The sequence below is a fragment of the Pseudomonas sp. RIT-PI-q genome (genome assembly GCF_001297125.1).
GTDB lineage: Bacteria > Pseudomonadota > Gammaproteobacteria > Pseudomonadales > Pseudomonadaceae > Aquipseudomonas.
The window spans coordinates 1-25196 of sequence record NZ_LHPC01000053.1 but is presented as its reverse complement, the minus strand read 5'-3'; the positions used below and the strand labels follow the sequence as shown (position 1 = coordinate 25196).

The window sequence follows — 25196 nt, the reverse complement described above, 5'->3', positions numbered from 1 at the left end:
TGAATCCACCCACCCCCTGTAGGAGCTGGCTTGCCAGCGAAGCACTCAAATGCGCCGCATTTATCCCGATGAAACGCGTCATCGTTGATGACCTTCGCGAGCAGGCTCGCTCCCACAATTGAATGGGTCATACCTGTGAGGGCTTGGTTGGCTGTCAGGGCGTCTTCGCTGGCAAGCCAGCTCCTACAGGGGTGGGTTCAAAATCCAGTAAAAATCCAAAAAAAAAGCCCCGCCGAAGCGGGGCCGTAAGGGGTGCAGCAGTCATGCTTTCGGGCGCTTGTCCATCACGTGGCAAGCCTTGCCCTCAGAGCGCTTGATCGAATGCACTGGTTGCAAAACAATCCGCGAACTGATCCCGATATACGTCTTGATATGCCGACTCAACTCGGCACAAACCGCCTTCTGCTGATCATCCCCCAGGTGCTGATGCTCAGCCTTGAGCTCCACATGCACATCCACACTGTCCAGGTTGCCATTGCGATACAGATGAATCTCATAACACTCTGAAAGTTGTTTGATTTTCAGCACCTGCTCCTCAATCTGCGTCGGAAACACATTGACCCCGCGAATGATCAGCATGTCATCGCTACGCCCGGTGATCTTGTCGATCCGCCGCATCGGCCGCGCAGTCCCCGGCAGTAAACGCGTCAGGTCGCGAGTCCGATAGCGAATCATCGGCAACGCTTCTTTACTCAGTGAGGTAAACACCAACTCACCCATCTGCCCATCCGGCAACACTTCACCGGTAACCGGATCAATGATTTCCGGATAGAAGTGGTCCTCCCAGATCGTCGGCCCGTCCTTGCTTTCCGCGCATTCCATGGCGACACCCGGCCCCATGATTTCCGAGAGGCCATAGATGTCCAGCGCAGTAATGCCCAAACGGTTCTCGATGGCGCTGCGCAGTTCGGCGGTCCACGGCTCGGCGCCAAAGATGCCCAAACGCAGGGCCAGTTTGTGTGGATCGATGCCCTGACGCTCGATTTCATCGGCGATGTTGAGCATGTACGACGGCGTGACCATGATGATGTCCGGCTGGAAATCCCGGATCAGTTGCACCTGTTTTTCAGTCTGCCCGCCAGACATCGGAATCACCGTGCAACCTAGGCGTTCGGCACCGTAATGCGCGCCGAGACCACCGGTGAACAGGCCGTAGCCATAGGAAATATGCACTTTGTCGCCACGCCGGCCACCCGCCGCGCGGATCGAACGCGCGACCACGTTGGCCCAGGTGTCGATGTCATTTTGGGTATAGCCGACGACGGTCGGTTTGCCGGTGGTGCCGCTGGACGCGTGCAGGCGCACCACGTCGTGCATCGGCACGGCAAACATGCCGTAGGGGTAGTTGTCGCGCAGGTCGGACTTGGTGGTGAAGGGAAACTTCGCCAGATCTTCCAGGCACTTGATGTCATCCGGGTGCACGCCCAGCGCATCGAAGCGTTGACGGTACAGCGGCACGTTGTTGTAGGCGTGATTCAGGCTCCAGCGCAGGCGTTCCAGCTGGTGCTGACGGAGTTCGTCGATGCTGGCGGTTTCCATCGGGTCCAGCACGGGGTCAAGCACGGCGTTGGCAATTGGCATGTTCATAACTTCACTCGAATTATTTTTGTGTTCCAGCCCTTTTGCACAAGGGCTTTGAGTGCATGCCCCAAGGATACCTCTCGGCTCCTCGGGAATCGCGGTTCTTTAGTCGCAAAGGCGCTCAATGATCAGCGCGATGCCCTGGCCGACGCCGATGCACATGGTGCACAAGGCGTAGCGGCCCTGACGTTCTTCCAGTTCATGCAGGGCGGTGGTCACCAGGCGTGCGCCGCTCATGCCCAGCGGATGGCCGAGGGCAATCGCGCCGCCGTTGGGGTTGACCCGCGCATCGGTGTCGCTCAGGCCCAGCTCGCGCAACACCGCCAGGCCTTGTGCGGCAAAGGCTTCGTTGAGTTCGATCACGTCCATGTCGGCCAGGCTCAGGTTGGCCAGTTCCAGCACCTTGCGCGTCGCCGGCACCGGGCCGATGCCCATGATCCGTGGTTCGACGCCTGCGGTCGCCATGGCGACGACCCGGCCACGGGCCTTCAGGCCATAGCGTTTGGCGACTTCCGGGCTGGCCAGCAACAGCGCGCAAGCGCCGTCATTGACCCCGGACGCATTGCCGGCGGTAATGCTGCCGCCTTCGCGGAACGGCGTGCCGAGCTTCTGCCGGTGTTCCCGCGTGGTGTCGCCGCGCGGGGGCCCGGCGTGCTCGACGACTTTGGCCGGGCCTTTGCGCTGGGGAATTTCCACCGCGACGATTTCCCTGGCAAACCGTCCACTGGCCTGGGCTGCACCGGCGCGCTGCTGGCTGCGCAGGGCGAAGGCGTCCTGGTCGGCGCGGGAGATGTTGAACTGCTCGGCGACGTTCTCGGCGGTCTCCGGCATCGAGTCGATGCCGTAGGCTTTTTTCATCAGCGGATTGACGAAACGCCAGCCGATGGTGGTGTCGTAGAGCTGCGCGTCGCGGGAAAACGCTTGCTCGGCCTTGCCCATCACCAGTGGCGCGCGGGACATCGATTCGACGCCGCCGACCAGCATCAGCCCGGCCTCGCCGCAGCGAATCGCCCGCGCCGCCGTGCCGATCGCATCCAGCCCGGAACCGCACAAACGGTTGAGCGTGGGGCCGGGCACGCTGACCGGCAACCCGGCCAACAGCGCCGACATGCGTGCGACGTTGCGGTTGTCTTCGCCGGCCTGGTCGGCGCCGCCGTAGCTCACGTCGTCCACGGCATTCCAGTCGACTTGCGGGTGACGGCGCAGCAGTTCGCGCAGCGGCACCGCGCCGAGGTCGTCGGCGCGCACGCTGCTCAAGGCTCCGGCGTAGCGGCCGATCGGGGTCCGCACCGCATCGATGATCAAGGCGTCATTCATTCGGGTTCTCCTGCGTCAGCACAGCGCCGCGCACTTTGTAGGATTTGCCATGGAACAGGGCGATCAGCTGGCCCTGTTGGTTTTCAATGCGTACGTCGTAGTTACCGGTGCGACCTGAACGGCTTTGCTCGGTGCAATCGGCGGTCAAGGTGTCGCCCAGGCGCGCCGGGGCGATGTAGTCGATGCTGCAACCGATGGCCACCGTGGCCTCGTTGTAGCTGTTGCAGGCAAAGGCAAACGCCGAATCGGCCAGCGCAAACAGGTAGCCGCCGTGGCACGTGCCGTGGCCCTGAATCATCTCGGCGCGCACGTTCATGCCCACGCGGGCACAGCCGGGTGCGGCCGAGAGCAGGCGCATGCCCATGGCCTGGCTGGCGGCATCGCGCTTGAACATTGCTTGCGCGCAGGTGCTGGCCAGATTCATTGCTTCATGGTTTGTCATGGAATGTCCTTCCTTCAGCGACCCGACGGCGCAACAGCAGCGACGGCCGATAGCGTTCTTCGCCGTAGCCGGCTTGCAGGTTTTCCAGCACGGTGAGGATCTGCGACAGCCCGATGGCATCGGCCCAGGCCAGCGGGCCTTGGGGGTAATTGACCCCGGCGCGCATCGCCAGATCGATGTCGGCGGCCGAGGCAACGCCTTGCAGCAGGGCGTCGGCGGCTTCATTGGCGAGCATGGCGACGGTGCGCAACACGGCGAGGGCCGGGCTGTCACTGAGCAGGCTTACCTTGAATCCGGCACGTTGCAGCAGGGCGACGCCTTGTTCGAGAGCGGCTGGATCGATGCCCGCCGAGCAGCTGATGGCGATGCGGCTGGCCTTGGCGTAGTCGAATGCCAGGTCGAGCAGGATCAGATTGCGCAGGCCGTCCTCATTGGCCCGTTGACTGGCCATGCGCCCGTCGCTCAACGCCAGCACCGCGTCGCCGACCCGCAGCAAGCCTTGGCCATCGCGCTGGATGATTTCGACGCCATGCTCGCGCAAGCGTGGAATCAGGTTTTGGGCGATGCCCAGATCGCCTTCCACGACGCAGGTTTCAACGGACCGTTCGCTGCTGATAGATGTTGGTTGCGCACGCTCGATGCCGTTGGCATAGCTATAGAAGCCCTGACCGCTTTTGCGTCCCAGCCGCCCGGCGTCGACCAACTCTTTCTGAATCAACGACGGCAGGAAACGGGTGTCGCCGTAATAGGCGTCGAACACTGAACAGGTCACCGCATAGTTGACGTCATGGCCGATCAGATCGGTCAGCTCGAAAGCGCCCATGGCAAATCCGCCGGCATCGCGCATCAGCGCATCCAGCGTCGGGCAATCGGCGGCGCCTTCTTGCAGCAGGCGCAGGCTCTCGGCGTAGAACGGCCGGGCCACGCGGTTGACGATGAAGCCCGGCGTGGAGCGGGTGTGCACCGGTTTTTTACCCCAGGCCTTGGCGGTGTCATACAGGCACTCGGCCAACGCTGGATCGCTGGCCAGGCCCGAGACGATTTCCACCAGCGCCATGACCGGCGCCGGGTTGAAGAAGTGCAGGCCAAGCAAGCGTTGCGGATGATCCAGTTGCGCGGCGATGCTGGTAATCGACAGCGACGAGGTGTTGCTGGCGAGAATGCAGCGTTCACCGCAGATGCTTTCCAACTGACGGAAGAGGGCGCGTTTGACCTCGAGGTTTTCGACGATGGCTTCAATGATCAGCTCGCAATCGGCCAGGGCTTCGATGGCTTCCACAGCCTGGAGGCGGGCGATGGTTGCAGTGCGTGCTTCGGCGGAAAGCTTGCCGTTTTCAACGCGTTTACCCAGTTGCCGGTCAATGCCATCGATGGCCTGCGCCGCAGCGCCGGGGCGATTGTCCAGCAACAGCACCGGATGGCCGGCCTGTGCGGCGACCTGCGCAATGCCGGCGCCCATGGCACCGGCGCCGATCACCGCGATGCGTGCGTGGGTGTTCAGTGCAGTCATGGCTCAGCGCCCCTTGAAACTTGGGCTGCGTTTTTCCATGAAAGCGCTGACGCCTTCGCGGTAATCCTCGCTGCGCCCGGCCAGACGTTGCAGGTCTTTTTCCAGCTCCAGCTGCTCGTCGAACGTGTTGCTCAGGCTGGCGTTGAGGCTGCGCTTGATCAGTGCCAGGCCGTAAGTCGGTTGCGTGGCCAAATGGCGAGCCAGCGTCAAGGCTTCATTGCGCAGTTCAGCGTCGTCCACGCAACGGTAGATCAACCCCCATTGCTCGGCTTGCTCGGCACTCAAGCGATTACCGAGCAAGGCCAGCGCCTTGGCGCGGGCCATGCCAACCAGGCGCGGCAAGGTCCAGGTGCCTCCGGAGTCGGGGATCAGGCCGATTTTGCAGAAGGCCTGAATGAAACTTGCCGAGCGCGCCGCCAGCACCAAATCGCAGGCCAGCGGAATGTTGGCGCCGGCCCCGGCGGCCACGCCGTTGACTGCGCAGATCACCGGCAGTGGCAGGTCGCGCAATTGGCGGATCAGCGGGTTGTAGAACTTCTCGATCGATTCGCCCAGATCCGGCACGGCGCTACCGGGTGCGACATTGCGGTCGCTGAGGTCTTGCCCGGCGCAGAAGCCGCGGCCTTCACCGGTCAGCAGCAGGACGCGCACGTCCGGGTTTTGCCGAACCTGTTTCAACGCTTCCTTCACTTCGCCATGCATCTGCGCGTTGAAGCTGTTGAGTTGGTCCGGACGATTGAGGCTGAGCAGGGCGACGCCGGCCTCGATGGAAAACAGGATGTGTTCGAAGTTCATGGTCATGGCGCTCTCTGAGAGGTCGTTCGAATTCGTTGGCGTTTCGGCAGTTATTCGCCGGTAAACGTAGGCGTGCGCTTTTCCTGAAAGGCCCGAATGCCTTCGTCACGGTCGCGGGTGCCGGCCAGTACCGTGAAGGCATGGCGTTCGAAGCGCAGGCCACTGGCGAGGTCGGTGTCCATCGCCTTGAGCAGTGCTTCCTTGGCCAGACGCACGGCCAGCGGCGCCTTGCCGGCAATGGCGCGAGCAATCTGCAAAGCACGTTCGACGGTGAATTCCGGCTGAGTCACTTCACTGACCAGCCCGGCGCGTTGGGCTTGGCGAGCGTCAATCGGCTCGCCGGTCAGGACCATTTGCATGGCCATGGATTTGCCGACGGCACGCAGCAGGCGTTGGGTGCCACCGGCGCCGGGCATGATCCCGAGGTTGATTTCCGGCTGACCGAAGCGCGCGTCTTCACCGGCAATGATGATGTCGGCGTGCATCGCCAACTCGCAGCCACCACCGAGGGCAAAGCCATTGACGGCGGCAATCAGCGGTTTGTTGAAACGGGTGAGGGTCTGCCATGACGCCTGGCGCGGGTCATCGAGGATGCCGACCAGGTTGCGTTCGGCCATTTCCTTGATATCGGCACCGGCCGCGAAGGCTTTGCGGCTGCCGGTCAGGACCACGACGCGGGTATCGGGATCGGCTTGCGCAGCGGTCAGTTCGTCCGCCAGTTCGCCGAGCAATTCGGTGGTCAGGGCATTCAGTGCTTGCGGGCGCTGCAGGGTAATCAGGCGAACGCCCGGCTCGAGAAACTCGACAGCAAGGGTTAGAGGCATGGCGGTTGCCCTCACGGTGCACGCTCGGCTGGGGTGCCGGCTGATTATTGGATCGGCCAGGTGGGCCGGTTTTGTCTGAGTATACCTACAACGCGATACGTAAATACAATAGCAAAACAGAATTAATGTGTCTTATTGGTCATCGGTTTGTTTTGGGTGGTTGGTTTTATGAAGGCGGTTTTTGCCGGATTTATCCTGATTTTATTGGTTTAGATGGCGAATGAAGCACCGTCGAGAAGCGATCTCGAAAGCGTAGAATTAAGCGATACGGTTTTTTGTCTTTGTGATTATAAAAGCGATGTGATACAAAATGTGCCTGCATCGGCATCGCTTTGCGAATACACCCGGCACTGCGCCTAAAGGAACGTCCCATGACCTGCTACAGCCTTGATGGCTTGACCCCGGTGGTTGATCCCACTGCTTACGTGCATCCGTCCGCCGTGCTGATTGGCGATGTGATCATCGGTCCCCATTGCTACGTCGGGCCGCTGGCGAGTTTGCGCGGGGACTTTGGCCGGATCGTGCTGGAGGAGGGCGCCAATCTGCAGGACACCTGCGTGATGCACGGTTTCCCGGACAGCGACACCGTGGTCGAGCGCAACGGCCATATCGGCCATGGCGCGGTGCTGCACGGCTGCCGGATCGGCGCCGATGCGCTGGTGGGCATGAATGCCGTGGTGATGGATAACGCGTGCATTGGCCCGCGTTCATTCGTCTCGGCGGCGGCCTTCGTCAAAGCCGGCTTCGAATGCCCGCAGCAGTCGCTGGTCATGGGCGCCCCGGCCAGCGTCAAGCGCACGCTCAGCGATGAAGAAGTGGCGTGGAAGCAGGCCGGCACCCGCGAATACCAGCAACTGGCCAAGCGTTGCCTTGAACAGATGCAGGTTTGCCAACCCCTGAGCGAACCGGAAGCGGACCGCCCGCGCATCAGCGACAGCGGCTTGCGCCCCAAAGGCAGTTCTCTATAAACACAACACCCTGTGGGAGCGGGCTTGCCCGCGATAGCGTAGTGTCAGTGGACACACATGTAATTTGACACACCGCTATCGCGGGCAAGCCCGCTCCCACAGGGGAATGTGTATTCGGTATATTCCTTTCTTTTTTTCAGCTCGGTACGCCCATGTCGTCCCTGACACCGTTAAACCATCTGATCACCCGCTTCCAGGAACAGACGCCGATCCGCGCCAGCTCCCTGATCATCACCTTGTACGGCGATGCCATCGAGCCCCATGGCGGGACGGTGTGGCTGGGCAGCCTGATTCAATTGCTCGAGCCCATCGGCATCAACGAACGGCTGATCCGCACCTCGATCTTTCGCCTGACCAAGGAAGGCTGGCTGACCGCCGAGAAGGTCGGGCGTCGCAGCTATTACAGCCTGACCGGCACCGGTCGCCGGCGTTTCGACAAGGCGTTCAAACGGGTCTACAGCTCCACCGTGCCAGCGTGGGACGGTTCCTGGTGCCTGGTGATGCTGACGCAACTGACCCAGGACAAGCGCAAACAAGTGCGCGAAGAACTGGAATGGCAAGGTTTTGGTGCGATCTCGCCGGCCGTGCTGGCCTGTCCGCGCAGCGACCGTTCCGACCTCAACGCCACCTTGCTCGACCTTGGCGCCCAGGAAGAAACCATCGTCTTCGAAACCACTGCACAGGATGTACTGGCCTCCAAGGCCTTGCGTTTGCAAGTGCGCGAGAGTTGGAACATCGAGGAACTGGCGACCCATTACAGCGAATTCATTCAACTGTTCCGACCGCTCTGGCAAGCGCTTCGCGAGCAGGAGAACCTGGAGCCGGCCGACTGCTTCCTGGCACGCGTCCTGCTTATTCATGAGTACCGCAAATTGCTGCTGCGCGACCCGCAACTGCCGGACGAGTTGCTGCCCGGGGACTGGGAAGGTCGTGCCGCACGCCAGCTGTGCCGCAACATTTATCGGTTGATCTACGCCAAAGCCGAGGAGTGGTTGAACAGTGCTCTGGAAACCGCCGATGGCCCGTTGCCGGACGTGGGGGAAAGTTTCTATCGGCGGTTTGGCGGGCTGAAATAGCCCGTCGTTGTCCGGGAGCATTACGGTTACGGAGAACCTGTGGATTGGCGTAGACAATAAAAATAAGCCTGCGTGAGGCCCGACATGATTTCTTCAACTGCACAGCGCCATGATGGGTTTGATCAGTGGATCCATCAGATCAATCAGATCTGTGGCGCCTTCAATGCACAACCCCTCGGTGCCGAGTTTGCCGGGCGGATCCGCGAGCACCAGGACGGCGCGCTGAAGCTCAGTTTTGTCGATGCCCGCCAGGCGCGGCTGTACCGCACGCCTCAGGAAGTCGCCGCCGGCGAGGGCGGTAAATACTTTGCGGTGTTCCAGCTCGACGGCACGGCCGGCATGGCCCAGGGCGACAACAAAGTTTTACTGTCAGCCGGTGACATCACGCTGATCGATGCTTCGCGCCCCAGCGACTTCACCTACAGCGAAAACTCGCGGCAGCTGTCGCTGATTCTGCCGTATCAACTGGTCGAGCAAACCCTGCGCTTCAATCAGGTCAAATGCGGTCACCGGATTGCCGCGACATCGCCGATCGCGATGCTTTCCCACCGTTTGATCCTCGACGCCACTTCGCAGCAAAACCTCAGCCGCCAGGAAAGTGAAGCGACCCTGGAGGCGATAGTCAGCCTGCTGCGCCCGGCGATCAGTCAGACCGACGACTGCGGCGATGTGCATGAGCGCATCTTCCGCAAGACCCTGAGCTTTATCGACGAGCACATCCGCTCGGAAGAGCTCTGCCCGGAATGGCTGGCGCGGGAGGTGGGCATGTCGACCCGTGGGCTGTACCGGATGTTTGCCAAGAAGGGTTTGGTGGTCGCGCGCTACATCAAGAACCGGCGTCTGGATTTGTGCGCGGAATCTTTGCGTCGCTCAGGCACGGAGCAGAAGTTGTCGGTGCTCGGCTATTCGTGGGGGTTTTCCGATTCGAGCTACTTTTCCACCGCGTTCAAATCGCGCTTCGGCATTGCGCCGGGGGAGTACCGCAAGAAGCACGCTTGAGCTGAGGATCAACAGATCGCAGCCTCGTTGCACTCGACAGCTCCTACAGGGGATCGCGTAATCCTGTAGGAGCTGTCGAGTGCAACGAGGCTGCGATCTGTTGATCTTTACCTTACTGCGGACTGTTAAGGTTCAACGTCGGCGTTTCATCGAAGAAATTCCACGGCTTCAACAGCACATGCACCCACTCGGTCGGCATGATCGGCCACTCTTCGGCCCGTGCGATGTGCGTGGTGCCGGTGGTCAACCAGACCACATCGTCGGTGTTTTCGATGGACTGGTTGTCGTGGGTGAACTGCCCGAGCCCCGAGTCTTTGTCCGAGCGGTTCGGGTACTTGCCTTCCGGGTACTTCTCATCCGGGTTGTAGCGCGTCACCCACAGTTGCTTGTCCATGAAACTCAAGCGGTGATAGAGCCATTCGTCCTTGCCGAAGTTGGCACCCTTGGCCACCGGATGCGTACCACCGGCATACGGAATCAACTGATAGGACACCGGGTTGCCGACTTTGTTTTCCTTGCTGAAGTTGGTCAGCAGGCGGACGGTCGAAGGGTCGAATTTCTGTGCGGCTTGCTGTTCGGTGCTGACCACTTTGTTTTCAGTCTGCATGGTGCTGGTGCGCGGCCCGCCACGGTCGTTGGGCAGCACCACCGGGTTCACTTCGACCAGTGAATTGGTCTCACCATCCACATCCATGTCCAGACGGAAGTTGTAGATGTGCTGGTGGGTGGTGCCGACGATGTTGTGGTCCAGCAGGGTGCCGTAGCGCGTGTCTTCCTTGGCTGTGGCTTCGTGCATGGTTTTCGATTGCACGCCTTTGACTGCTTCGATCCCGGTGGCGCCAGCGTCGATGCCGATCGTGCCGTTTTGCTGGAAGACCCAATCGAAGATGTAGTCGTAGTTGCCGACGGTGCTGATCCAGCGCACCACCAATTCACGGCGCTCGGTGCTGAGGTTGGGTTGGCCCATCTCCTGGTGTTTGTATTCCGGGCCGGCGTAACGCTCGAACACCGCCATGGCGCGTGGGATCGACGTCGGGGCGCCGGTGTAGTCTGCAATCGTGGCGTCCAGCAGCACGGCGTTTTCCGGGGCGTCTTTGCCGCGGGCGATTGGCGAGGTCAGTGTGCCCATGCCGTAATCGCCGGAATCAAGGTAAGCCTTGAAATACCAGCCACCGTCGGGATCGCCGTACGGCACGATCATCCCGCCCAGCGAGCCTTCGTACATGATCTTGCGTTTCTTGCCCTTGTCGTCATAAGTGACCGTCGACAGGATCGGCCCGACCCGCGAATCGAGGCGGACGTGGAAGTCCCAGTTCTGCCAATGAATGCTGTTGCCGGTGATGGTGTAGTTTTTCCCCTCCGGCTCAATGATCTCCAGCGGCTTGACCTGTGTGCCCTTGCGTCCGCGCCCGTCATACGGCGTCGGCTTCATCGGCACCGGAATGACCGCGCCGTCTTCGATCTTGATCAGCTTCTTTTGCTCCAGGTCGACAATCGCGACCAGACCCTCGATCGGATGGCTCCAGTAGTTGCCGTCACCGGTGTTGAGGTAACTGACGATTTTCAGCAGGCGTTTATCCTGCGCCAGGCCGTCCTTGCCGTCGAAATAGCCGACCGTCAACGGCGTGGCCACGACCTTTTTCACATCGGTGATGCCACGCTTGGCCAGCGCCTGCGCATATTCGGGACTCGCCTCGATGGCCGACTGCACTGTGGCGAAGTCGTCGAGCAGGACCATGCCGTGAGCGCCTTCAACCGGTTTCCACGACTTGAGGGTCTTGCTGTCGAGATCGACCAGCGCCTCGATCACGTGCTTGCCATCGAGCACCACGATGTTCGCCTGACGTGGCTGAGTGACGTTCTGGCCGGTGTAGACGAAGTTCCAGACCTGATCCTTCGGCGGCTCATTGACGGAGACTTCGGTGAAGCGAAAACCGGGCTTGTAGTGCTCGGATGCCTTGACGATGTTCACCGCTGCGGTGATTTCGTCCGCGCTCAATGGGTTGAGCGGATTAGGGCGGGTCTCGATCACGAAGGTTTTGTCCAGGCCGGACTGGAACACCTGGTTGATGAAGTCCTTGGACATGTAGGCGGTCTTACCCTTGAACACCACCGGCACGCTCAGCTCCATGCGTTTGCCGTTGAGCATCGCGACTTTGCTGCCGGGTTTGACCTTGAGGTAAACGCCGTCCTTGGCAATCACGAACAGGTCGGCGTAGTCGTCCCATTTGACCGTGGCGCCAAACGCTTCAAGGCCTGCTTGCAGCGGCACCATTTCGGCGTGACCACCGTGGGCCTCGGCATTGCCCGCCCAGTAAGGCAGGCCAAATGTGCTCAGGGTGATCGCCAGCGCGAGCCGGGCAAGCGGGTTTCTGTTTCGCAACGCAATGGAGGTGAACATCCTGGGTTCCTTCGGAAAAGCGGGTGGCTGGCATGCGAACACTTTGCTACAGCCAGTGAATGGCTGCATTGGGAATCCTGCCAAAATCCTTTGGATCTGTGCCTGAATCACTGCGTTCGCTCAGTGGTCCGGCAAAGAGAGGCTTCGGGCGCCGCACTAATCGTTTTAGTGCCAGGATTCATAGTGTGGAAGGTGAGTTCACCAGGACGAAAGTTTCAGCCGGAAATGAAACAGCTTCTGATTGAGCTGCTATTGATCTGTCATAATGCTTTTTTTACGGAGTCGAAACAGGTGGACATTGAACTTGCAAGAACGTTTCTGGAAATAGTCAGGGCGGGCAGTCTGATTGCCGCGGCCAATAGATTGCATGTAACGCAAACGGCCATTACCGCTCGGGTGCAAAAGCTGGAAAGCAGTCTGAACAGTAAACTATTCGTGCGAAATAGAACCGGTGCGAAGTTGACTTCGGATGGAGAAGCCTTTGTTGTCTACGCTAATCAATTGGTGCAAACCTGGGATGCGGCGGTCAGGGATCTACCATTGCCAGAAGGCTTTCATAAAATACTTCACCTTGGGGGAGAGGTCAGCTTATGTAATCCGATTATTTTGAACTGGGTGTACGAGGTACAAAAAAATATACCCTCGCACGCAGTCAAGACCGAAATAAAAGAGGGGGCTTCATTGTTGCGCCAGTTGGAACTGGGCTTTCTGGATGCAGTGCTCGTCTATCAACCCGTTTATTGGCCAGGCTTGCAAGTCGAACAGATTCTTGAAGAAAAATTGATCCTTGTTCGTCTGGTCAGCAAGCCTGAACCGTATGTGTACATCGATTGGGGCGACGGTTTTAGAAAGGCGCATGATGCGGCATTACCGGAAAACGCCCGAGCCGCTATTTCCTTTAATCTTGGCCCTGTGGCGCTGCAATATATTCTGGATAATGGAGGCTCAGGGTATTTTCGAACTCGAGTGGTCCAGTCCTATATTGAAAGTGGAATCCTGGAACGTGTCGTTTCAGCGCCAGAGTTTAGCTACCCCACTTACCTGGTCTATTCTCGTGACAGGTCCACGCCTGAACTGCAAATGGCAATCGGGTTGTTGAAGGACGTCGTGGCTGCGGACAGTGACTGGTCGCAAAGATGGGATCCGATCATTTGATCGGTGTGCGGTTGCAAAAAAAAACGGCTCATCAATGATTAATGAGCCGCGTACCTGAGCAAAGGCACATAAAAGACCGTCCTTGGATATGGAAACTGGGTGACGCTATTAAACTGTCTATGGAACCGCCAACATAATGTGGTTCGCTCGAGCCCTAAACGGCGGGAACGGCGATAGGCGAGTTTTCAATTTTTACACCGGACCGAATGGTCTTCCATGTGTTGAACGCCATTATCAACATGCCGCTGGCGAAAGTAGAGCCGCCGATAAGTCGGACGACGTAACCGGGGTGGCTGGCTTGTAAAGCCTCCACAAACGAATAAGTCAACGTCCCGTCTTGATTGATCGCACGCCACATCAGCCCTTGAGTAATTCCGTTAACCCACATGGATGCGATGTACAACACGGTGCCGATCGTTGCCAGCCAAAAATGCGTATTGATTAGTCCGGTACTATACATCCGCTCGCGACCATACAGCTTGGGAATCATGTGATAGAGCGTACCAATACTAATCATGGCTACCCAACCCAGTGCGCCGGCATGTACATGCCCGATAGTCCAATCGGTGTAATGCGATAGCGAATTGACTGTTTTAATGGCCATCATCGGACCTTCGAACGTCGACATGCCGTAGAAGGCGAGGGACACCACCAGAAAGCGCAAAATGGGATCAGTTCTTAATTTATGCCAGGCGCCGGATAACGTCATCATGCCGTTGATCATGCCGCCCCAGCTGGGCGCCAGCAAAATCATGGACATCGCCATGCCCAGTGACTGTGCCCAGTCCGGCAATGCGGTGTAGTGCAGGTGATGAGGACCGGCCCAGATATACAACGTGATAATTGCCCAGAAATGAATGATTGAAAGACGGTACGAATAAATGGGTCTTTTCGCCTGTTTAGGCACGAAGTAATACATCATGCCTAAAAAACCTACGGATAGAATAAAGCCGACAACGCTATGGCCGTACCACCATTGAATCATTGCATCGGTGGCACCCGAGTAGGCTGAGTAAGACTTGAGGAAACTGACAGGAGTCGATAAGTGGTTGATGATATGGACCATGCCGGTGACGACAATGAAGGCGCCGTAGAACCAGTTCCCGACATAGATATGTTTGACTTTTCTCGCCGCGATTGTTCCGAAGTATAAGTAGGCATAGGCGGCCCAGACTATCCCGACAAAAATTGCGATAGGCCATTCCATCTCTGCGTATTCTTTCGATGTCGTATAGCCAAGCGGATAACTGATGATCATCGCCAGAATGCACAACTGCCAACCCCAGAAAACAAAGTTGGCCAAACCATCAGAAATCAGCCTGACTCTCGACGTTCGTTGAACAACATACAAGGAGGTTGCGAATAATGCGCCGCCACCGAAAGCAAAAATCACAAGATTGGTGTGAATCGGCCGGAGTCGGCCAAATGTGGTCCAGGGTAGACTAAAGTTTAATTCGGGCCAGACGAGTTGTGCCGCGAGAAAGACCCCCATTGTCATTCCCAGGATGCCCCACATCAGCGTTGCCAAGGTGAATTTCCGGACGATGGAATAGTTGTAGACCGCGTTCACATCAGCAGGCGTCGTTTCGTGGGACATTATTGTACTGTTCATCACAAATCCGTTGAACGCGAGGGGGCAGAGTTGCAGGTGCGCATTGTGGCGTCGGGTTCCGGGCGTGACAAAGTCATATTTTTGCTACTTAAAAGCATTTTTATTGATATCAAATTCTCAGCTTCAGCGATCGGACAACGCTGTATCTATCATTTTTATTGCTACGTAAGCTCACCATTATTCATTAATTTTTCCAAAACGCTGGCGATATGCTCTATCGCAGATCCTGTCTGGAAAGGTCATGAAGATGAATGAGTCAGTAAAGTACGACACGATCAGTCTGCTTCAAGAGTTGCTCGAAGCCGAAAGGGCAGGTGCACGATTGGCTTTGGATACGATGAAAGAAGCCACTGACGACAAGCAGAAAATATTATTGAATCAGATTCAGATTGGAGAGGCTGAAAGTTGCAGGCGCATTCGCGACTGTATCAAATACCTTGGAGGTGAGCCGAGCCTGACAGTCGGTGAGTTCTATGTGAAGGCCATGAGCATTGAAGATGTGCTCGAACGGTTGTTTTTTATTGATCGGGGGCAACGCTGGGTGATCAAGAAACTCAATGCAAACCTTGACTCTATTTCATCGGCTTTCGTAAGGAAGGAGCTGGAAAACGTTTTACAGATACATGTCCTTAATAGCGATGCGTTCAATCTAAAATACACTTGATGGGTAAGGGTTTATTATGCGGACTGAATTAACTGGCTGCTCGGATATTGAGATAAGTAAAACCAAGGCTTATCAGTTTATAAAGGATTTATTGAAAACCGCAGGATTGTCTATCAATGGCGGTTTTCCATTTGATATGAAGCTCCTGGGTAACGGCGTTCCCGAGCTGGCGTTATCAAAAGGTAACCTGGGCTTGGGTGAAGCCTATATGGCCGGGTTGTGGGAGTGCGAGGAACTCGATGAGTTTTTCGCTCGGCTGCTACGTTCCGGGGTCACGGAAACGGTTAATCCATTGTCGATCATTTTTCATGCCTTATCGGCAAGATTCACAAACCGCCAGACTCAAGACAAAGCCTGGGAAGTCGGCGAGAGGCATTATGATTTGGGCAATGATTTTTACTCGGGAATGTTGGATGGTCGCTTGACCTATACCTGTGGTTACTGGAAGGAGGCGACTACGCTTGCAGAAGCGCAAACCGCGAAACTGGATTTGATCTGCAGAAAGCTTGATTTGCAGCCAGGCATGAGAGTGTTGGACATTGGCTGCGGCTGGGGCAGCTTCATGTCTTATGCCGCCGAGCACTATGGTGTCGAGTGTGTCGGTGTGACCATTTCGAAAGAGCAGTGTGACTGGGCAAAAAACCAGTATCGGCATCTGCCCGTCGAATTCAGGTTGCAGGATTATCGGGATCTGGATGAGCAGTTTGATCACATTGTTAGTGTCGGGATGTTTGAGCACGTAGGACGCAAAAATCATCGGGTCTACATGGAGACTGTGAATCGTTGCCTCAAGGATGACGGTTTGTTCTTGTTGCATACCATTGGTAAAAACATCACCAAAACCGCACCCGATCCGTGGATCGATAAGTACATTTTCCCCAACGGCGACTTGCCGTCCATTGCTCAGATTGCTGCGTCCATAGAGGGTTTGTTCGTCGCGGAGGATCTCCATAATTTTGGTGCCGACTACGATAAAACGCTGATGGCATGGTTCCACAGTTTCGAAAAGAACTGGGGCGTGTTCGCAGCCGAACTCGGCGAGCGGTTCTATAGGATGTGGAAGTATTATCTGCTGTCCTGTGCCGGCGCTTTTAGAGCCAGGGATATTCAGCTATGGCAGTGGGTGCTCTCGAAAAAAGGTGTGTTGGGCGGCTACGAGCGAGTCAGCTAGGCCGGTGCCCGCTCTTTGCGGCGAAGCCTGGTGTTGAGTCGCGACAGACGGGCACCGGTCTGGAATCCATTGCTTCCGGTTAATAGGAAGCATTACTATTCACGCCCCGTCTCCACAGCACACCGCAATGACCCCCAAGTTGCCCCGCAGACACGGCTTTTTCGAGCATTACGAAGAGTTGGTTGGCACCTGGACCCGTCGCCTGAGAAACCGTCAGCAGGCCGAGGATCTGGCCCACGACACCTTCGTGCGGGTGCTTGAGTCCGATTCGGCGGCGGTGGAGCAACCTCGGGCCTATTTGCACCAGACCGCCCGCAATATCGCGGTGGATGGTTATCGGCGTGAGGATCGACGGGGCGCCATGGAGTCGGAGGCGATCGATCACAGTGCGTCGTCTTCCGGCGACCCGGAGCATTTCATGCATGCGATCCAGTTGGCTGATTCCATCGAACGGGCACTTACCGAACTGCCGGTCAACTGCCGCAAGGTCTTTGTCTGGCAGAAAATCGAAGGCCTGACCCAGGCTGAAATCGCCGAACGCCTGGGACTGTCCAAGAACATGGTGGAAAAGTATATGATCCGCACGCTGCGGCATTTGCGTGATCGTCTGGACGGACTGCACCCATGATTGGCCGCGCCTTCTCATCCCCAGCCAAACAGGAACTTCCATGATGGATACTCGTGATTGTGCGTGCGGGCAAACAACGGTTCGCGACGATGCGGCGCGCTGGTTTGTGCGTTTGCAGGAACCGGCGGTGGATGTCGAAGAATATCGGCGTTTCGAAGCCTGGCTGGCCGAACACCCTCAGCATCGAGATGAATTTCAATTGCTTCAGGGCTTGTGGACGGCGACCGATCTGCTGCCTGCCGCGGGGCGGAAGGCCTTGTGGGAAACCCCGCCGGCCCGCAGCCAGCGTCGGCCGATGGTGCGTTATGCGGTGGCCGCCAGTGTGTTGGCGGTGGCGGTTGGTTGGGGGCTGTTCAGCGGCTTGAATCCCTCGGCGACGTACACCGCCGAATTCGCAACCGCGTTGGGCGAGCGTCGCCATGTGGCGTTGCCGGATGGCTCGGTGATCGACCTCAACAGCCGCAGCCGGGTGCAAGTGCACTTTGAAAAGAATCAGCGGGGCATCGAGCTGACTGAAGGCGAGGCGATGTTCAGCGTCGAGCACGATACCAGTCGGCCTTTCGTGGTCGAGGCGGGCAACGGCAAGGTCACGGTCACCGGCACCCGCTTCGATGTGCGCCGCGACGCCGCCCAAACCCGGGTCGCCGTGGAGCAGGGCACCGTCAAGGTCCAGAGCCTTGATGCGGCCGACAGTGATTTCGTCAGCCTGACTGCCGGCCTCGGTACGCATATCGATGCCCAAGGCAACGGGGCGGCAGCCTACGCAATCAATCCGGCAGAACTGACCGCCTGGCGCAGCGGCAAACTGGTGTTCAACAACGCCAGCCTTGCCGAAGTCGCCGCTGAAGTCTCGCGCTACCGGGAAAAGCCACTCACGGTCGGCAACGACAAAGTGGGCAATCTGCGCCTGACCAGCGTGTTCAAATCCGACAACACCGACGCGTTGCTCAAGGCCTTGCCAAGCATCCTGCCGGTGGCCGTGCGCACCCTCGATGACGGCAGTCAGGAAATAATTTCAAAATAAATTCAGGTTTTTTTCGAGTTGATCGTCTTCCTGTCCAACTGCAACTGGTTTGCATTAACAAGCGCACACTCTTGCGATCCACAGGACTACGTTCGACGTGAATAAATCCACCGCTAAAAACAACAAATCCCCTTGGTTGCGGCTCGCCTTGGCCCTGGCCGTCAGCTCGGCACTGCCCCAGGCATTCGCCGCCGACGCCATCCATATCCAGGCGCAGCCGTTGGGTCAGGCCTTGAGCCAGCTGGGTCAGCAAACCTCGTTGCAGGTTTTTTTCAGCCCTGAGTTGGTGGCCGGCAAACAGGCCCCAGCGGTGGACGGTAACCTCTCGCCGGAAGAAGCCCTGCGCCAGTTGTTGCAAGGCAGCGGCTTGCAGTATCAGATCGATCAAGGTTCGGTGACCCTGACGCCTGCTCCGACCTCCGCCTCGAATGGTCCGTTGGAACTGGGCGTGACCGACATCAAAGTGGTCGGCGACTGGCTCGGTGACGCCGATGCCGCCGTGGTGCAGAACCACCCTGGCGCGCGGACCGTGATCCGCCGCGAAGCGATGGTCGAGCAGGGCGCGATGAACGTCGGCGACGTGCTCAAGCGCGTGCCCGGTGTGCAAGTGCAGGACGCCAACGGTACGGGCGGCAGCGATATTTCCCTCAACGTCGGCGTACGCGGCCTGACGTCGCGTCTGTCGCCACGCTCCACCGTGTTGATCGATGGCGTGCCAGCAGCGTTCGCCCCGTATGGTCAACCGCAACTGTCCATGGCGCCGATTTCCTCCGGCAACCTCGACAGCATCGACGTGGTTCGTGGCGCTGGCTCCGTGCGTTATGGGCCACAGAACGTCGGCGGCGTGATCAACTTCGTGACCCGCGCGATTCCGGAAAAAGCCTCGGCTGAAATCGGTTCGACCCTGGAAACTTCCCAGCACGGCGGCTGGAAGCACATCGACACGGCATTTGTCGGCGGCACCGCCGACAACGGCATCGGCGTAGCGCTGTTGTACTCCGGCGTGAACGGCAACGGCTACCGTGAGCGCAACAACGGCAACGACATCGACGACGTGATCCTCAAGACCCACTGGGCACCCACCGATGTCGACGATTTCAGCCTCAATTTTCACTACTACGACGCCAGCGCCGACATGCCCGGCGGCCTGACGCAGGCGCAGTACGACGAAGACCCGTTCCAGTCCGACCGCAACAACGACAACTTCAGTGGCCGCCGCAAGGACGTGTCGTTCAAGTGGGCCCGGCAAATCGACGACCGCACCCAGGCCGAAGTGCTGACCTATTATTCCGACAGCTTCCGTGGCAGCAACATCGCCGCCCGCGATCAGAAGACCCTCGGCTCGTTCCCGCGCACCTACTACACCTTCGGCATCGAGCCGCGCGTGTCCCATGTGTTCGATGTCGGTCCGACGACCCAGGAAGTCAGTGTCGGTTATCGCTACCTCAAGGAAGGCATGCACGAATCGGCCAGCCGCCTGGCGCTGAACAGCAGCAACGAACCGGTGGTGCGTCCGGGTTCTGACGGGCACATCTATCAGGACCGCACCGGCGGCACTGAAGCCAACTCGGTCTACGTCGACAACAAGATCGACGTCGGCAACTGGACCGTCACGCCCGGCATCCGTTTCGAACATATCAGCACCGACTGGCACGACCGCCCGGTGCTCGACACCGCCGGCAAGCCTGTGCCGGAAAAGAACCGCAGCATCGAAAGCAACGAGCCTCTGCCGGCCCTGAGCGTGATGTATCACATCTCCGATGCCTGGAAACTGTTTGCCAACTACGAAACCTCGTTTGGCAGCCTGCAATATTTCCAGCTCGGTCAGGGTGGTTCGGGTAACGACACCGCGAATGGCCTGGAGCCGGAAAAGGCCAAGACCTATGAGGTCGGCACACGCTACAACGATGATGTGTGGGGCGGCGAAGTGACGCTGTTCTACATCGACTTCGATAAAGAGCTGCAATACATCAGCAACGATGCGGGCTGGACCAACCTCGGCGCGACTACGCACCGGGGCATCGAGGCCTCGGTGCACTATGACATGGCGGCACTGGACCCACGCCTCGACGGCCTGACCGCCAACGCCGGTTTCACCTACACCCGCGCCGTTTATGAAGGTGAGATTCCAGACTTCAAGGGCCGTGACCTGCCGTTCTACTCGCGTCAGGTGGCAACTGCGGGTCTGCGTTATGACATCAACCGCTGGACCTACAACATCGACGCCTTCGCCCAGTCCAAACAGCGCTCGCCGGGCGTCGCTGTGAATGCCGACGGCAGTTTCACCAACAACTACATCACCGAAGGCACCGCAGACGGGCAATACGGCGACATTCCGGGTTACGTCACCTGGAACGTACGTAGCGGGTATGACTTCGGTCCGCAGGTGTCGAACCTGAAAGTCGGCGCGGGGATCAAGAACATCTTCGACAAGCAGTATTTCACCCGCTCCAGCGACAACAACTCGGGCATGTACGTCGGTGCGCCGCGCACGTTCTTCGTGCAGGCCAGCGTCGGGTTCTGATAGACAGTCACGCTCCCACACCGGATTTGCGGCACTCACAAATCCCTGTAGGAGCGAGGCTTGCCCGCGAAGAGGCCGGCCAATTCGACAGGGTTATTGCCTGACACACCGCCTTCGCGGGCAGGCTCGCTCCCACACCGGATTTGCGACGCTCACAAATCCCTGTAGGAGCGAGGCTTGCCCGCGAAGAGGCCGGCCCATTCGACAGGGTTATTGCCTGACACACCGCCTTCGCGGGCAAGCCTCGCTCCTACAACACCTTCCCGCCAATGGCCACCGCCACCAGCAACACCGCCATCAACCCGAATGCAAAACTCAAGCTGCTGGCGTGGGCGATAAAGCCGATCACCGCAGGCCCCGCAAGAATCCCCGCATAACCCAGGGTGGTAATGGCCGGCACGGCAATGCTTTCCGGCATGACGGTCTGCTTGCCGACCGCCGTGTACAGCACTGGCACGATGTTCGAACAGCCGGCACCGAGCAATGCATAACCCACCAGCGCCGCTTCCCAGTTCGGTGCGAATGTCGCCAGAAATAGGCCGGTCGCCGCCGTCAGCCCGCCGAACACAATCACCCGCGTAGCGCCGAGACGCCGCACGATTGAATCACCGGTCAGCCGTCCAACCGTCATGGTCAGCGCAAACGCCGCATATCCCAGTCCCGCATAGGCCGTATCGATCCCGCGTTCCTGCGCCAGGAACACTGCGCTCCAGTCGAGCGCCGCGCCTTCGGCGAGGAACACGATGAAACACATCCCTCCGATGAACAGCACAATGCCGTGGGGAACGGCAAACGCCGGGCCGGAACTTTCGCTGCCATATGGCAACAGGTGCGGCGCCGCTTTAAACAGTGCGATCAGCAACAACACATTCACCACCAGCATCGCCCCCAGCGGCGAAACCCCCAGGCCGAGCAAGGCGCTGACCCCCGCTGCACCGACGACCCCGCCGAGACTGAACATCCCGTGGAACCCCGACATCATGGTTTTGCCGCTGGCCCGTTCGACGATCACCGCTTGCAGGTTCACCGTCGAATCCACCGTGCCAAGGCCGGCGCCAAACAGGAACAGCGCGACGATCAGCGCCGGAATCGAAGACACCGTCGCCAGCAACGGCAGGGCCAGGCAGATCAGCAACGTGCCGCCGGTCGCTACCCGGCGACAGCCAAAGCGCGTGGCCAGAATACCGGCCATCGGCATTGCCAGAATCGACCCCACCCCCAGGCACAACAGCAGCAAACCGAGCGTCCCTTCATCCAGCCCGGCCCGAGCCTTGGCGTACGGCACCAGCGGCGCCCACGCGGCAATCCCGAATCCTGCGATGAAAAAAGCGATACGCGTGGACATCTGTTCCAGGCGCCCGGGAACGAATGAGGTTTGGGTGTTGAGGTTAGTCATATCAATCCTTGGCAAAAAACGTCGCGTCCCCAAGGGACAGTGATTGACCGGTGTGGGTTCGATCAGCGTCCGGGCGAGTTGCGGTGAGGCAGGGTGACATCCTTGCACAGCCTGACGGTGTTTCGCGATATGTTGAGCCAGACCAATGATCTCATCAGGGAGAGCGCCATGGCGCGAAGGTACGATGCACGAGGCAATATCTACATCGTTGTGGCGCCTGAGGACTTGCGCCGTGACGGTATCGACATACCCGATCAGGCCAGCCACGCCGCGAAAACCCGTGAGGCCTGGGCGTTGGCGGCCATCGAAGCTTGCTGTGGCTGGGCCCCCGGTACTCAACAGCCCGGCAGCAAGGACCATTGCAGTGATGGTTTGCTGGTCGGCCCGTTCCAGTCGTCGCACCCGTTTGATCTGTTGATCGTCAACACTGACGGCACCCTGGCCGAGCGTAGCGGCAACGGGCTGACGATTTTTTCCCAGGCGCTGAGTGACCTGGGGCTTTTGCCGAGGGACGAGGCTTGCCTGCTCAGGGTTCATCACGACAAGGCCGATGTGCCTTCACCGGGAGAAACTTCGGTGAAACCGGCGCAGGTCGAAGGCGTGCAGGGGTTCTGGCTGGACTTGGGCAAGCCTGGCTTCGGGCCGGGTGCGGTCAGTGCTGAAGGGGTTGACGGCGTGGCCTTCAACGGCCGCGAACTCAGCCATGTGCAGCCGTTGGCGTTGCTGGATGCCGCGTGGTCGCGCAGTCAGTTCGTGCGGGTGGGCAATCCGCATTGCGTGACCCTTGTGGATAACGCGGGTGCCTTGCCGAGCAATGAGCAGATGCGCCAAGCGGAATTGGCCGAAGGGCTGACGCGCATCGCTTATGCCATGCCGACCGGGGCAGGGCGGCCGTGCCCGGCGGGGATCAATCTGCAATGGGCGCTGCTTGAGTCCGCAGGGCGAGTGGTGGCGCGGGTGTTTGAGCGTGGCGAAGGGCCGACAGCGTCGTCGGGCACCAGCGCCAGCGCGGTGGCGTGTGCGGCTTGGCGGGTGGGATGGGTGGCGGCGGGTGAAGTGAAAGTTGTCATGCCAGGCGGAACGGCGCCGATTTTGCTGGAAGAATCGGACGGTGAGTTGAGTCGGGTCAGCCTGTTTGGTACGGCTCGGTTGATGGGGTGATTGTCAGATCGCCATCGCGGGCAAGCCCGCTCCCACAGTAATCTTCAGTGGGCACAATATTTGTGTATGGCCTCGATCATGTGGGAGCGGGCTTGCCCGCGATGGGGCCAGCCCAGTCAACGCAAATTTCAGCCCTGATCGCCGAAAAACTCCACCACCCCACAGGATTTTGCGAACGACACAAACCCATGTGGGAGCGGGCTTGCCCGCGATGGGGCCAGCCCAGTCAACGCAAACTTCAACCCTGATCGCCGAAAAACTCCACCACCGGCATCTGCCGCTTCATCAACACCTTGCCCTCGCGAACCGAATACAACGGCAAGCCCTGGCTGCGGATCACTTCGTAATCGCTGTCCGCCGACAGAATCAGCAAATTCGCCGGCCGCCCGCGTTCCAGCCCATATCGGTCACCCAGGGCCATGGCCTTGGCGCTGTTGTCGGTGACCAGGTCCAGCGCACTTTGCAAGTTGCGGTAACCGAGCATGTGGCAGATGTGCAGGCCGGCTTCGAGCACCCGCAAGATGTTGCCGTTACCCAGCGGATACCACGGGTCGACAATCGAGTCCTGACCGAAACACACGTTCATTCCCGCTTCGAGCAACTCGTTGACGCGGGTCACGCCACGGCGTTTCGGGAAGTTATCGAAGCGCCCTTGCAGGTGAATGCTTTCGGTGGGGCACGAGACAAAACTGATCCCCGAGTGCCCGAGCAGGCGAAACAGTTTGGCGCAGTAAGCGTTGTCGTAAGAGCCCATGGCCGTGGTGTGGCTGGCCGTGACTCGCGAACCCATGTCGCGGCTGCGGGCCTCTTCGGCCAGCACCTCAAGGAAACGTGAGTGCGGGCCGTCGGTTTCATCGCAATGTCCGTCCCCCAGGCATCCCGTGCTCTCGGCCAGGACCATCAGGATCTTCACCGAACTCACGCCCTGATCGCGGGTGTACTCGAAATGCGGAATCCCGCCGATCACATCGGCGCCCATGCTGATCGCTTCTTCCATCAACTCCCGGCCGTTGCGGTACGACTCGATGCCCTCTTGGGGAAACGCGACGATTTGCATATCGACCAGGTGACGGCTTTCCTCGCGCAGTTCGAGCATCGCCTTGAGGGCGGTCAAGGTCGGGTCAGTCACATCGACATGGGTGCGCACATGCTGGATGCCGTGGGCGGCGAGGGCCTGGATGGTTTTCCTGGCCCGGGTCTTGGTGTCTTCCAGGGTGATGGTCGCCTTGCGCTCGCCCCAGCATTCGATGCCTTCGAACAGCGTGCCGCTCATGTTCCAGCGCGGTTCGCCGGCGGTGAGCGTGGCGTCGAGGTGGATGTGCGGCTCGACGAAGGGGGGCACCACCAGGTTGCCGCCAGCGTCCAGATCGTCGGGCCCCAGGGTTGGGGCCTCGGTCTGGCGGGCGATGCTGCTGATCAGGCCGTTTTCCAGGTGCAACTCATGCAGGCCTTCTTGGTTGCGCAGGCGGGCGTTGATGATGTGCATCAGGTGAATCCTTTTATAGATCTTGTAAAGGTGCGTTGGCGGTGCGGGCACCCGATACGCCAGTCAGTAACACATACGTTAGCGCGGCTGCGGCAATCCCTGCCAGCGGACGTGGATATTGACCACGATAGCGGAAGAAAAAATCCGCCATGATCACGCCACCGATCGGCGGAATCGCTGTGCCCGGCAGAATCCAGGCCGGACTGTTCTGTGTCATGTGGCGCTCCTTGCCGATGAGAGGTGCACGGTGAACTGTAGGAGTTGGCTTGCCACGGAAGGCGGGGGGTCCGGGACAGACGTACGAAGGACCGACCGCCTTCGCCGCGCGGGCAGCTCCTACAAGGGGATTTAGCGGGGGGCAAGGGGGAGAAACCGCAGCAGCGCGGCGGCATTTGGCGCCGCGGGCTCTGTCGCACACAGACGCCCGGCCGCGGGGGGCGGGCGTGACTGTGCGCTTCGACA

General features: G+C 59.2%; 21 protein-coding genes and 1 pseudogene. 11 read left to right on the top strand and 11 right to left on the bottom strand.

Translation table 11 applies throughout. The features are described 5' to 3' along the window. Window positions 1-261: 261 nt before the first annotated feature. From paaK to paaF, 6 genes are all read right to left on the bottom strand, one after another. Window positions 262-1587: a phenylacetate--CoA ligase PaaK gene (gene paaK / locus AEQ67_RS27800; protein WP_059406962.1), complete on the bottom strand. Its 1326-nt coding sequence runs from the start codon at window positions 1585-1587 to the stop codon at window positions 262-264. A gap of 99 nt (window positions 1588-1686) precedes the next feature. After that, window positions 1687-2898 carry a 3-oxoadipyl-CoA thiolase gene (gene pcaF, locus AEQ67_RS27795; protein ID WP_059406961.1) on the bottom strand — a complete coding sequence of 404 codons (1212 nt, stop codon included), beginning with the start codon at window positions 2896-2898 and terminating at the stop codon, window positions 1687-1689. Further along, on the bottom strand, window positions 2891-3340 hold the full coding sequence (gene paaI / locus AEQ67_RS27790) for a hydroxyphenylacetyl-CoA thioesterase PaaI (protein ID WP_059406960.1): 450 nt from the start codon (window positions 3338-3340) through the stop codon (window positions 2891-2893). The genes pcaF and paaI overlap by 8 nt, the downstream gene beginning before the upstream one ends. Then, window positions 3327-4850, bottom strand: a complete 1524-nt coding sequence (gene paaH / locus AEQ67_RS27785) for a 3-hydroxyacyl-CoA dehydrogenase PaaH (RefSeq protein WP_059406959.1) — start codon at window positions 4848-4850, stop codon at window positions 3327-3329. Before paaH ends, paaI begins: the two co-directional genes overlap by 14 nt. A 3-nt stretch (window positions 4851-4853) precedes the next feature. After that, entirely contained in the window at window positions 4854-5645 is a 792-nt protein-coding gene (gene paaG / locus AEQ67_RS27780; RefSeq protein WP_059407042.1) for a 2-(1,2-epoxy-1,2-dihydrophenyl)acetyl-CoA isomerase PaaG, read from the bottom strand. A 50-nt stretch (window positions 5646-5695) separates the two neighbouring features. Continuing rightward, on the bottom strand, window positions 5696-6469 hold the full coding sequence (paaF, locus tag AEQ67_RS27775; RefSeq protein ID WP_059406958.1) for a 2,3-dehydroadipyl-CoA hydratase PaaF: 774 nt from the start codon (window positions 6467-6469) through the stop codon (window positions 5696-5698). 71 nt (window positions 6470-6540) lie between these two features. Between paaF and AEQ67_RS35915 the strand changes: the two genes are divergently transcribed. From AEQ67_RS35915 to feaR, 4 genes are all read left to right on the top strand, one after another. Then, complete coding sequence (locus AEQ67_RS35915) at window positions 6541-6693, top strand: hypothetical protein (protein ID WP_161807487.1); 153 nt, start codon at window positions 6541-6543, stop codon at window positions 6691-6693. A gap of 147 nt (window positions 6694-6840) precedes the next feature. Continuing rightward, window positions 6841-7437 (top strand): phenylacetic acid degradation protein PaaY, encoded by a 597-nt coding sequence (gene paaY / locus AEQ67_RS27770; RefSeq protein WP_059406957.1) that lies wholly within the window; start codon window positions 6841-6843, stop codon window positions 7435-7437. Between the two features lie 152 nt (window positions 7438-7589). Beyond that, entirely contained in the window at window positions 7590-8513 is a 924-nt protein-coding gene (gene paaX, locus AEQ67_RS27765) for a phenylacetic acid degradation operon negative regulatory protein PaaX (RefSeq protein WP_059406956.1), read from the top strand. An 84-nt stretch (window positions 8514-8597) separates the two neighbouring features. After that, window positions 8598-9512, top strand: a complete 915-nt coding sequence (gene feaR, locus AEQ67_RS27760) for a transcriptional regulator FeaR (protein WP_059406955.1) — start codon at window positions 8598-8600, stop codon at window positions 9510-9512. A 112-nt stretch (window positions 9513-9624) separates the two neighbouring features. On the opposite strand, the gene tynA is transcribed toward feaR, so the two are convergent. After that, window positions 9625-11913 (bottom strand): primary-amine oxidase, encoded by a 2289-nt coding sequence (gene tynA, locus AEQ67_RS27755; RefSeq protein ID WP_059406954.1) that lies wholly within the window; start codon window positions 11911-11913, stop codon window positions 9625-9627. 291 nt (window positions 11914-12204) lie between these two features. Here tynA and AEQ67_RS27750 point away from each other — a divergent pair, with 291 nt between their 5' ends. Continuing rightward, a complete protein-coding gene (locus AEQ67_RS27750) occupies window positions 12205-13068 on the top strand; it encodes a LysR family transcriptional regulator (protein ID WP_059407041.1) in 864 nt (287 codons plus the stop codon). 154 nt (window positions 13069-13222) lie between these two features. Here the strand turns inward: AEQ67_RS27750 and ccoN are convergent, their stop codons facing one another. After that, entirely contained in the window at window positions 13223-14665 is a 1443-nt protein-coding gene (ccoN, locus tag AEQ67_RS27745) for a cytochrome-c oxidase, cbb3-type subunit I (protein ID WP_059407040.1), read from the bottom strand. A 256-nt stretch (window positions 14666-14921) separates the two neighbouring features. Here ccoN and AEQ67_RS27740 point away from each other — a divergent pair, with 256 nt between their 5' ends. From AEQ67_RS27740 to AEQ67_RS27720, 5 genes are all read left to right on the top strand, one after another. Further along, window positions 14922-15344, top strand: coding sequence for a DUF6306 domain-containing protein (locus AEQ67_RS27740; RefSeq protein ID WP_059406953.1), 423 nt, complete (start codon window positions 14922-14924; stop codon window positions 15342-15344). A 16-nt stretch (window positions 15345-15360) separates the two neighbouring features. Beyond that, window positions 15361-16515 carry a cyclopropane fatty acyl phospholipid synthase gene (gene cfa, locus AEQ67_RS27735; protein ID WP_059406952.1) on the top strand — a complete coding sequence of 385 codons (1155 nt, stop codon included), beginning with the start codon at window positions 15361-15363 and terminating at the stop codon, window positions 16513-16515. Window positions 16516-16642: 127 nt separating this feature from the next. Next, entirely contained in the window at window positions 16643-17143 is a 501-nt protein-coding gene (locus AEQ67_RS27730) for a sigma-70 family RNA polymerase sigma factor (RefSeq protein ID WP_059406951.1), read from the top strand. Between the two features lie 40 nt (window positions 17144-17183). Then, window positions 17184-18167 (top strand): FecR family protein, encoded by a 984-nt coding sequence (locus tag AEQ67_RS27725; RefSeq protein WP_059406950.1) that lies wholly within the window; start codon window positions 17184-17186, stop codon window positions 18165-18167. A gap of 97 nt (window positions 18168-18264) precedes the next feature. After that, entirely contained in the window at window positions 18265-20691 is a 2427-nt protein-coding gene (locus AEQ67_RS27720; protein WP_059406949.1) for a TonB-dependent siderophore receptor, read from the top strand. A 250-nt stretch (window positions 20692-20941) separates the two neighbouring features. On the opposite strand, the gene AEQ67_RS27715 is transcribed toward AEQ67_RS27720, so the two are convergent. After that, the gene (locus AEQ67_RS27715) at window positions 20942-22087 is read right to left on the bottom strand and encodes an MFS transporter (RefSeq protein WP_059406948.1); all 1146 of its coding nucleotides are present in this window, start codon (window positions 22085-22087) and stop codon (window positions 20942-20944) included. Window positions 22088-22255: 168 nt separating this feature from the next. Here AEQ67_RS27715 and AEQ67_RS27710 point away from each other — a divergent pair, with 168 nt between their 5' ends. Next, window positions 22256-23248, top strand: coding sequence for a diaminopimelate epimerase (locus AEQ67_RS27710; protein ID WP_059406947.1), 993 nt, complete (start codon window positions 22256-22258; stop codon window positions 23246-23248). A gap of 238 nt (window positions 23249-23486) precedes the next feature. On the opposite strand, the gene codA is transcribed toward AEQ67_RS27710, so the two are convergent. Further along, window positions 23487-24734 (bottom strand): cytosine deaminase, encoded by a 1248-nt coding sequence (codA, locus tag AEQ67_RS27705; protein ID WP_059406946.1) that lies wholly within the window; start codon window positions 24732-24734, stop codon window positions 23487-23489. Between the two features lie 13 nt (window positions 24735-24747). Continuing rightward, window positions 24748-24936 (bottom strand): annotated as a pseudogene (locus AEQ67_RS27700) (cytosine permease); the annotation flags it as partial. Window positions 24937-25196: the final 260 nt, after the last annotated feature.

What these genes read in the sequence shown, in the direction of transcription:
- cfa (WP_059406952.1), top strand. Translation starts at nt 15,361, where the DNA reads ATGCGGACTGAATTAACTGGCTGCTCGGATATTGAGATAAGTAAAACC.
- paaI (WP_059406960.1), bottom strand. Translation starts at nt 3,340, where the DNA reads ATGACAAACCATGAAGCAATGAATCTGGCCAGCACCTGCGCGCAAGCA.
- paaK (WP_059406962.1), bottom strand. Translation starts at nt 1,587, where the DNA reads ATGAACATGCCAATTGCCAACGCCGTGCTTGACCCCGTGCTGGACCCG.
- tynA (WP_059406954.1), bottom strand. Translation starts at nt 11,913, where the DNA reads ATGTTCACCTCCATTGCGTTGCGAAACAGAAACCCGCTTGCCCGGCTC.
- AEQ67_RS27730 (WP_059406951.1), top strand. Translation starts at nt 16,643, where the DNA reads ATGACCCCCAAGTTGCCCCGCAGACACGGCTTTTTCGAGCATTACGAA.
- ccoN (WP_059407040.1), bottom strand. Translation starts at nt 14,665, where the DNA reads ATGTCCCACGAAACGACGCCTGCTGATGTGAACGCGGTCTACAACTAT.
- AEQ67_RS27725 (WP_059406950.1), top strand. Translation starts at nt 17,184, where the DNA reads ATGATGGATACTCGTGATTGTGCGTGCGGGCAAACAACGGTTCGCGAC.
- paaH (WP_059406959.1), bottom strand. Translation starts at nt 4,850, where the DNA reads ATGACTGCACTGAACACCCACGCACGCATCGCGGTGATCGGCGCCGGT.
- AEQ67_RS27715 (WP_059406948.1), bottom strand. Translation starts at nt 22,087, where the DNA reads ATGACTAACCTCAACACCCAAACCTCATTCGTTCCCGGGCGCCTGGAA.
- codA (WP_059406946.1), bottom strand. Translation starts at nt 24,734, where the DNA reads ATGCACATCATCAACGCCCGCCTGCGCAACCAAGAAGGCCTGCATGAG.
- paaY (WP_059406957.1), top strand. Translation starts at nt 6,841, where the DNA reads ATGACCTGCTACAGCCTTGATGGCTTGACCCCGGTGGTTGATCCCACT.
- pcaF (WP_059406961.1), bottom strand. Translation starts at nt 2,898, where the DNA reads ATGAATGACGCCTTGATCATCGATGCGGTGCGGACCCCGATCGGCCGC.
- AEQ67_RS27740 (WP_059406953.1), top strand. Translation starts at nt 14,922, where the DNA reads ATGAAGATGAATGAGTCAGTAAAGTACGACACGATCAGTCTGCTTCAA.
- AEQ67_RS27710 (WP_059406947.1), top strand. Translation starts at nt 22,256, where the DNA reads ATGGCGCGAAGGTACGATGCACGAGGCAATATCTACATCGTTGTGGCG.
- paaF (WP_059406958.1), bottom strand. Translation starts at nt 6,469, where the DNA reads ATGCCTCTAACCCTTGCTGTCGAGTTTCTCGAGCCGGGCGTTCGCCTG.
- feaR (WP_059406955.1), top strand. Translation starts at nt 8,598, where the DNA reads ATGATTTCTTCAACTGCACAGCGCCATGATGGGTTTGATCAGTGGATC.
- paaX (WP_059406956.1), top strand. Translation starts at nt 7,590, where the DNA reads ATGTCGTCCCTGACACCGTTAAACCATCTGATCACCCGCTTCCAGGAA.
- paaG (WP_059407042.1), bottom strand. Translation starts at nt 5,645, where the DNA reads ATGAACTTCGAACACATCCTGTTTTCCATCGAGGCCGGCGTCGCCCTG.